Origin of the sequence: Okeania sp. SIO2F4, assembly GCF_010672385.1 — a bacterium.
Taxonomy (GTDB): domain Bacteria; phylum Cyanobacteriota; class Cyanobacteriia; order Cyanobacteriales; family Microcoleaceae; genus Trichodesmium.
The window spans coordinates 1-7,663 of the sequence record NZ_JAAHGT010000442.1; the positions used below are offsets into that span (position 1 = coordinate 1).

The 7,663-nt window shown below is 35.3% G+C and carries 9 protein-coding genes; 6 read left to right on the plus strand and 3 right to left on the minus strand.

The genetic code is table 11. The features are described 5' to 3' along the window. Positions 1-334: 334 nt before the first annotated feature. Positions 335-484 carry a hypothetical protein gene (locus F6K22_RS24115; RefSeq protein WP_293103763.1) on the plus strand — a complete coding sequence of 50 codons (150 nt, stop codon included), beginning with the start codon at positions 335-337 and terminating at the stop codon, positions 482-484. Positions 485-552: 68 nt separating this feature from the next. Here F6K22_RS24115 and F6K22_RS24120 read toward each other — a convergent pair whose 3' ends face one another. Further along, a complete protein-coding gene (locus F6K22_RS24120) occupies positions 553-1,239 on the minus strand; it encodes a hypothetical protein (protein ID WP_293103766.1) in 687 nt (228 codons plus the stop codon). Positions 1,240-1,442: 203 nt separating this feature from the next. Here F6K22_RS24120 and F6K22_RS24125 point away from each other — a divergent pair, with 203 nt between their 5' ends. Continuing rightward, on the plus strand, positions 1,443-2,051 hold the full coding sequence (locus F6K22_RS24125) for a hypothetical protein (protein WP_293103768.1): 609 nt from the start codon (positions 1,443-1,445) through the stop codon (positions 2,049-2,051). Between the two features lie 643 nt (positions 2,052-2,694). Here F6K22_RS24125 and F6K22_RS42415 read toward each other — a convergent pair. Together F6K22_RS42415 and F6K22_RS42420 are read right to left on the minus strand one after the other, a co-directional pair. Beyond that, positions 2,695-2,940 carry a Uma2 family endonuclease gene (locus F6K22_RS42415; protein ID WP_363274291.1) on the minus strand — a complete coding sequence of 82 codons (246 nt, stop codon included), beginning with the start codon at positions 2,938-2,940 and terminating at the stop codon, positions 2,695-2,697. 9 nt (positions 2,941-2,949) lie between these two features. Then, the gene (locus tag F6K22_RS42420; protein WP_363274293.1) at positions 2,950-3,273 is read right to left on the minus strand and encodes a hypothetical protein; all 324 of its coding nucleotides are present in this window, start codon (positions 3,271-3,273) and stop codon (positions 2,950-2,952) included. 575 nt (positions 3,274-3,848) lie between these two features. On the opposite strand from F6K22_RS42420, the gene F6K22_RS24135 reads away from it, so the two are divergent. The 4 genes from F6K22_RS24135 to F6K22_RS24150 form a co-directional block, all read left to right on the plus strand. Next, positions 3,849-4,508 carry a bifunctional 4-hydroxy-2-oxoglutarate aldolase/2-dehydro-3-deoxy-phosphogluconate aldolase gene (locus F6K22_RS24135; protein ID WP_293103771.1) on the plus strand — a complete coding sequence of 220 codons (660 nt, stop codon included), beginning with the start codon at positions 3,849-3,851 and terminating at the stop codon, positions 4,506-4,508. A gap of 600 nt (positions 4,509-5,108) precedes the next feature. Then, the gene (locus F6K22_RS24140) at positions 5,109-5,729 is read left to right on the plus strand and encodes a L,D-transpeptidase (RefSeq protein WP_293103774.1); all 621 of its coding nucleotides are present in this window, start codon (positions 5,109-5,111) and stop codon (positions 5,727-5,729) included. 365 nt (positions 5,730-6,094) lie between these two features. After that, the gene (locus tag F6K22_RS24145) at positions 6,095-6,847 is read left to right on the plus strand and encodes a metallophosphoesterase family protein (protein WP_363274295.1); all 753 of its coding nucleotides are present in this window, start codon (positions 6,095-6,097) and stop codon (positions 6,845-6,847) included. A 205-nt stretch (positions 6,848-7,052) separates the two neighbouring features. Continuing rightward, on the plus strand, positions 7,053-7,663 hold a 611-nt coding region (locus F6K22_RS24150; RefSeq protein ID WP_293103777.1), incomplete at its 3' end, for a helix-turn-helix domain-containing protein.

Below are 7,663 nucleotides of genomic sequence, written 5' to 3' on the forward strand. Positions count from 1 at the left end.
AAGGGCGTCCCTAAGGCCGTTGGCGGTTACTCATCCACAGGCATTGACGGGTCTTGCCCGACCGCATTTCTTGAGTGCGTCTTATATTCTGTTGGCGAAGCCTTTCCGCAGGAAATGGAGACCTCACCAATTAGCACTCGCTCTCTCATGCTTATACTGGCGTTTAAATCTCTATCTATTCACAACCCACATTTGACAATTACAAATACAGTCACTATTATAGAATTTAATTGTTATAAACACAGGGGGAGGACATCACCTCACACGCGCGCAGCGGTCAGGGTTTCTCTGGCTGAAGAATCCCGCCCTGTCACGCAAGTGCAGCGTCGGGAGTATGTCAAGTGGATCATTGTTGTGCTTTGTTTGTTGGTTATTGGCGATCGCTACTGTCAAAGCATTTATCCGGCGACAGGCAGCTAACTTGCGAATATCTTTGCAATCTACGTCTGGGGGTAGGGAGGCGGGTAGTTCTGCTAGTGGTTAAAAAGCTTGAGTACTGATAATATGGTAGCAAGCAGTTATTGCTACCATATTTTCTTATATAGATTTAGACTATTTCAGTTGGCGCTTGAGGCTTAAGACTGCACTTCCTAAACCGAACACTCCTAACCCCCAAATTCCATTAGATTCTGGGACTGGAGTAGCCATCAAAAGCTGTCCCTGCTCATCACCTGCATTAGGAGCATCTAGAACTTCAGCCGTTGTGCGAGTAAAAAAGGCAATATCCAGGTGAGGTACAGCCCCTCTAGTAAACCCTTTGGGTAAATCAGGAAACTCATTACCCCAGTCGGTTAAATGTACATGGGGACTAGGCTCCTCATCGGGGAATAGGTTAGCCATCGGATTGGGACTGGAAAAGAAATTAACTCCTGTTCCTTTCTCACCACCAATACTAATGCCATCTGGTTGATTCGAGGCTCCGGTTTGCCTAATTTGCTTAGTATTAGTATCAAAATTGAAGTTAAAATCAGAGGAGGTTAAATGATTATCAAGAAATTCCTTGAAAATATTACCATCGGGATCGATAAAAGCAATATCAAAGGAAGTTAAATCTTCTTTGCTAACAATTCCATCATCGTTAACTTGATTTTCATCATAGCTAAAACTTCCTTTTAATTGATAGCCTAAAGTTTGGCCAGTCCAGCTTAAGTTAAAAGTAATTGCTTCTGCTGAATTAGCAGTTACTAGACCTAAACTAAAAAAAGTCACTGTCAAAAAACCAATATTTGTTTTAGTCATTGTAAAAATTCGGTTTCAACCTATATGAAAAAATTTATAGCAAACAATAACAGGCTTTTGAGCAGTTTTAACAAAATTCTAATTTTGTCATGTATTACCAACAATCCTGTCCTAACTATTTGGGCTAATGCTAGAGAAGTTGTTAAGAAGTGCCAACTAATTTGATAATCCTTAATTAATTAATTTATAGTTTGAATAATATCATGGAAAATTTATTCACAATAGAAACAGCAGCTAATTCAGTTGTCAAAAATTATGCTAATAAACCATCTCCTGATTCTGTTGTTTCAGCACTTATTGAAATTGAAAAACAGTCAAAAAAGGAAAAGCAAATCTATAAAATTGAGCAATTATCAGGGAATTGGCAATTATGTTTTATTACTGGTACGAAAAAAACTAGAAAAAGAGCGGGTATTGTCTTAGGATCAGGACGTTATCTTCCTAATTTGGTTAAAATTACGCTCTCCTATTTTTCCCGTGCCGATAATTCTGAAATCCCTCAACAATTAGAAATCGGCATGGTAGAAAATACTGTGGAATTTTCTGGTTTAAAATTATCTCTTTGCGGACCGACAAAGTTTATAGACAAAAAAAATATTCTGGCTTTTGATTTTACCAAAATTACAGTCAAATTATTCGGAATAAAACTATATTCTGGATATATTCGAGGTGGTAAAGAAAGTGAAGATAAATTTGCTACGGAAAGTGTGGGAAAGCAAGCATTTTTTGCCTATTTTTTAATTCAAGAAAAATTTATTGCTGCTAGAGGTAGAGGAGGAGGATTAGCTATTTGGGGAAAAATGGAAAATTAGAATTTTCTAACAAATTTGTGGTGCATTGTAATGGTAGTATAAGCTGTTCAGCATTTAAACTATATATCGAATTTTTGTCAATGGTAATAGCAGTGGGAATATCTTGCTCCCTTACTAAATATTGTTCATCTCACAATGACAATTTTATTAGGGTGAAAAAAGGATGAGATTGCTTCGGGGAGTTTTGTGCTTTTGCCACAATATTTAAGCTGGCTAAACTCCCCTCGCAATGACAATTTTACCAGAGTAATAATTAGATAGTTATATAGTTTTAACTTAAGCTGATAGCTGATAACTGAAAGCTAAATCCTTACAATTTTATCATGGTGAAAAAAGGATGAGATTGCTTCGGGGAGTTTTGTGCTTTTGCCACAATATTTAAGCTGGCTAAACTCCCCTCGCAATGACAATTTTACCAGAGTAATAATTAGATAGTTATATAGTTTTAACTTAAGCTGATACCGGATAACTGACAGCTAAATCCTTACAATTTTATCATGGTGAAAAAAGGATGAGATTGCTTCGGGGGGTTTTGTGCTTTTGATTTAAGCTGGCTAAACTCCCCTCGCAATGACAATTTTACCAAAGTAATAATTAGATAGTTATATAGTTTTAACTTAAGCTGATACCTGAATGCTTACATTCAAGCCATTAATTCATCAACTCCTACAGTAAATCCAGATAATACTATTTGTGTTTTTGCTGAATCCCCTGACTTAAACAAATAAGTCTGATTTCCAGTAATTACTAAAACCCAATAACTCTCCGGAAATAATAGCAAAACTTCCTGACAACCAGATTCTAAATACTCTTTTGCTTTAGCAAATAAATGATCGGCTATATCGGTAGGTGAAACTACTTCAGCAACTAATGTAAAACTAACAGGCAATACAGAAAATTATCCGTATTTGTCTAGTAATTCAGGAGTAATATAGGAGATATCAGGAACTCTAACTCGCTCAATAGTACGACAAGATGCTTCTACATAAACTTCTCTTTCCTGACCGCTAGACATCATATAATTTCGCCAATAATAGTTAAGTTTTGATTGAATTCGACGAGTTATTGCAGTCATAGTATATTTTTCTAATAAATTTTTATCTGCACACTCAATAGGATGTTTTTTCATCATTTCTCCATCTACCCATTCCACACCATCTATAGGATTAGCTATGTAATATTCAAGGGTAATTATTGGCTGCATAATTTTATTTATAGTCATTATATTTTACTTGCATTAAAGTTACTGAATAAAAGTAAGTATTCAGCAGTCAGCTAGCCTCTTGCATCCTCCGGAGGAGCTGCGCTTTTCATGTCGCGCAGCGAAACAGTTATCAGCTTCATTACCTTTAAAAGAGGAGAAAGCAATTGGAGTATTTCAAAGAATTAAAAGTTACTCTAAAAGTCTATCAGTTAACCTTAATAGTCTATTGAGCTACATGGTTCATTAAAAAGCTGAGAGCTGACCGCTAATAGCTGAATGATTACGAATAAAAAGAGTAAGAATATTAATCTGTATTATAATACAGCAGTTTCCTACTCTCTGGAAGTAAATATATTTCTGGTTTTAGGGAGTAGGGAACAGGGAAAAAATATTCATTCCCTCAATTGTACGACATTAATCTGGAATATGCTGTATATTTACTTTATTCCTTGTTTTAAGAAGGAGTAACTTAGTTGTACTATGAAAAATAAATTATCTTTTGCCAGAATATTTTAAGAAAAGATATATTTACCTTCTTACTTCTTCCTTCTTACTTCTTACTTATTACTTCTTCCTTCTTCCTTCTTAGCTTTATGACTCAAGAAAATTGGTTAAACACATTACGCAAAAATCGAGTAATTGCTGTTATCCGCACCTCAAAAATGGAGCTGGCTAGGCAAATGGCAAAAGCTGTTGCTGCTGGAGGTATCCGGATAATTGAAATTACTTGGAATACTCATCAAGCAGCAGAATTAATTACTTTGCTCCGCTCCGAATTACCAACTTGTACTATTGGCACAGGTACATTATTAACCCTAGAAGAGTTACAAAAAGCACTTAAAATTGGTTGCCAATTTGTCTTTACCCCACATACTAATCCTGTTATGATTCAAACAGCAAAAATAGCAGGTGTGCCTATAATTCCCGGCGCTCTTTCTCCCACAGAAATAGTTACTGCTTGGCAAGCAGGAGCTAGTTGTGTTAAAATCTATCCAATTTCGGCAGTTGGAGGTGCAAATTATATTAAAAGTTTGCAAGGACCTTTAGGAGATATTCCCTTGATTCCTACTGGCGGAGTAACCTTAGAAAATGCTAAAGAATTTATTAACGCAGGTGCAATTGCTGTAGGTTTATCAGGAAAACTATTTCCTAAAAAATTAATAATTGCTGAAGATTGGGAAGCGATCGCTCAACAAGCTCAAGTTATAGTTAAACAACTTTCAGAAAATAAGGGAATAGGCAGTAGGGAGTAGGGAGCAGGGGGAAATAATTGATTTTAATTTTGTAAGCATTCAGCCGTCAGCTTTCAGCTATTAGCTAAAGAAAGAAAGAATTCATTAATGGATAATGGATAATTACAAGAAGGTTAAAACCGTACGGGAATTGAATATAAGGAAATATTATTTCTTTGCTAAAACTCTTATTTCATATAGTTTTCAGCGGTCTTGATTTTTTGAAATAATAATTCCCCAAATAGAGGTATAGTAAGGAACTCAGCCTCTTAATATTTACTCTATAAATCAGCTATAACCTGAATTATTTAATTAATAATTATTAATTATTCGGTAAGAAAAGGAGGAAATATTGAAAAAAAAGGGAAAAATGATAATGCTATATATAGCGGTCTAAAATGAATTATAGCAGCTTTTTTTAAGCATCTCTAATCAAGATAAATTTATAGCATTCTTTATTTGACGCTTGGTACTAAGGTGTGGTTTTATTCCTGAGAGCTGACAGCCGACAGCTAATAGCTAGATGCTTACTTAATTTTATTAATGTCCTAACAGTTTTTTGTAGTGGCATAAATCAGCAAAATTAGAGCATAAATTTTCTTCTTGAAGAGAGGTATAAATATGAAAAATTTACTTAGCCATGCATTTTCTGAGCAACTGGTTTTCTCAAAAAAAAATCATAATTTACAAGACAATAATCAGGAGAAAAACCTCGGTTTCTCGGTTGGTTTACCTAAGTCCTATAATTCTAAAAATTGGTATCAAATAGTTAAAATATTCGCCAGTGCAGCACTAACTATTACAACTTTTTTCTCCTGGTCAATACCAGCTAAAGCTACTCAATGGGAAAATGTAATTGCCACAAGAATGTTAGAGTTGCAACAATCAGACGAACGTTGGATTTCAATCGATTTATCTACCCAAAGATTAATCGCTTGGGAAGGAAATAAAGCGGTTTATGCAGTCATAGTTTCTACAGGTAAAGCATCAACCCCTACCCGGTTAGGCACTTTTAGAGTATACACAAAATATCGCACCACTAGAATGACCGGACCAGGTTACGATGTACCCGACGTTCCCTATACTATGTATTACGATGGAGGAATGGCTATTCATGGTGCTTACTGGCATAATATGTTCGGTACTCCAGTTAGTCATGGTTGTACAAATGTAGCAGTCAATCATGCGAAATGGTTATTTGACTGGGCATCCGTAGGAACACCTGTGGTAGTACATAACTAATAATAGGATTAAGGAGCCAGAAGTTAGGTAGATTTAGCAATGCGAGAAAATTTAAGTGCAGATTTTATTTTTCGGTATTCCTGCATAGTAATGGTGAAGATATATATTTTTTTTTAATTTCTTCCCACACTCCCCACACCTCCTACACTTCCCACACTCTCTCTACCATTACTATGCACCACCACCTATTTTCCCTGTTCCCTATTAGACTTCTCCAGAAATTAAGATTTAACAACCTTTTTATAGTAATTAGGACTTACGCAGAGACCACATATATAGTGTGAAAAACTATAACGTTATAGTTTTTGAACTCTATATATAGTATCTTTGCCTAAGTCCTGGTAGTTTCAGGTAGATTATTGGAGATGTCTATTCCCTATTCCCTATTCCCTATTCCCTATTCCCTATTCCCTATTCCCTATCTTATGCGTATTCTTGCCATCGGAGATATTCACGGTCATTCAATAGCATTTGATACCTTGATTGCAGCAGTCAAACCACGGTTAGAGGATGTTATTGTTACCCTGGGTGACTATGTAGATAGAGGTCCAGATTCTCAAGGAGTCATTAATAGATTAATTGCACTACATGAAACTGGGCAACTTCTAGCTTTGCGTGGTAACCATGAATTGATGATGCTGAGGTCTCGTCATTGTGCGGAAGATAAAGCTCGTTGGCATCAATCAGGTGGTAAGGAAACTTTAGCTTCTTATTCTAAGTCTGGTAAATCTCAACGAAAAAGGATTCCAGACGAACACTGGCATTTTATTGAAAATGTCTGTGTAGACTGGTGGGAGTCAGACGAACATTTTTTTGTTCATGCAAATGCTGCTCCTCATCTGTCTTTGAATGAGCAATCAGAGTACAACCTTTTCTGGGAAAGATTCAATAACCCTTTGCCTCACTTTTCTGGAAAAACAATGGTTTGCGGTCACACCAGTCAAAAAAGTGGCAAACCTGTCAATATCGGTCATGCTATTTGTATTGATACTAGAATTTATGATGAGGGTTGGTTGACTTGTTTAGAGGTCGATAGTGGTAAAGTTTGGCAGGCAAATAAGAAAGGTAAATTGAGAACAGCATCTATTGATGATTTTCAAATCCTTGAATTACTTTAGAAGAAACTAATATAAATAGAGATGAACAAGAGTTTAGGGAGGTTGTATGCAATATCCCTACAAAGGTAAAAAAAAGGCTTTATTTATTTTCTGGAGATGTCTAATAAACTAAACTACAGTGGGATATTTTACCTTTAACTTTAGATTAATCAAAAACTATTGGGAAATAATTTTACTATTCTTTTGCCTAATTGTACCTCTAGCTATGAGATGGCAAATCATAGTATATTCTAGGTCTTTATTTGAGTTTTTAGCGATTATTTTTCTATATTTAATTGCTATAATTGGTTGTTTAATTGTTGGAGTTTATTGGCTTTTACAAATTGCGAGAATGTTAGGATACTTTCTTGACAAACATAAACTGCAATATTCTCAGGTAAAAACTTTAATCAAAATAACAGGTGTACCAATATTAGTTTTTTGTTACATTTTCTTAGCAGTTTATACAGATATAATTAGATTACGATTATCTGAACCTGCTTTAATGAATTGTGTAAATAATCCTGATTTATGCCAAGAAGATACTAGAATTGGATTCTTTTATATTCAGCGTATTAGTCAAGGAGGAGGCTGTACTTTCTTTGCAACCGATATCCCCTGGGTTTTTGATGAATCTGGTATTGTTTACATACCAGAAAGTCTAGAAAATTGTGTATATGTGTGGGGAGAGTTAGATAACAAAACAAAAATCTATAAATATGTTATCATACTGTTAGTTCAAATAGGAATTATGAAAGCTAGATTTAAGTATCGCATATATCCAACACCGGGACAAAAATACCGATTAGCCAAGCTATTTGGTTGTGTCCGTGTTGT

What these genes read in the sequence shown, in the direction of transcription:
- F6K22_RS42420 (WP_363274293.1), bottom strand. Translation starts at nt 3,273, where the DNA reads ATGACTATAAATAAAATTATGCAGCCAATAATTACCCTTGAATATTAC.
- F6K22_RS24145 (WP_363274295.1), top strand. Translation starts at nt 6,095, where the DNA reads ATGTCTATTCCCTATTCCCTATTCCCTATTCCCTATTCCCTATTCCCT.
- F6K22_RS24120 (WP_293103766.1), bottom strand. Translation starts at nt 1,239, where the DNA reads ATGACTAAAACAAATATTGGTTTTTTGACAGTGACTTTTTTTAGTTTA.
- F6K22_RS24135 (WP_293103771.1), top strand. Translation starts at nt 3,849, where the DNA reads ATGACTCAAGAAAATTGGTTAAACACATTACGCAAAAATCGAGTAATT.
- F6K22_RS24115 (WP_293103763.1), top strand. Translation starts at nt 335, where the DNA reads ATGTCAAGTGGATCATTGTTGTGCTTTGTTTGTTGGTTATTGGCGATC.
- F6K22_RS24125 (WP_293103768.1), top strand. Translation starts at nt 1,443, where the DNA reads ATGGAAAATTTATTCACAATAGAAACAGCAGCTAATTCAGTTGTCAAA.
- F6K22_RS24140 (WP_293103774.1), top strand. Translation starts at nt 5,109, where the DNA reads ATGAAAAATTTACTTAGCCATGCATTTTCTGAGCAACTGGTTTTCTCA.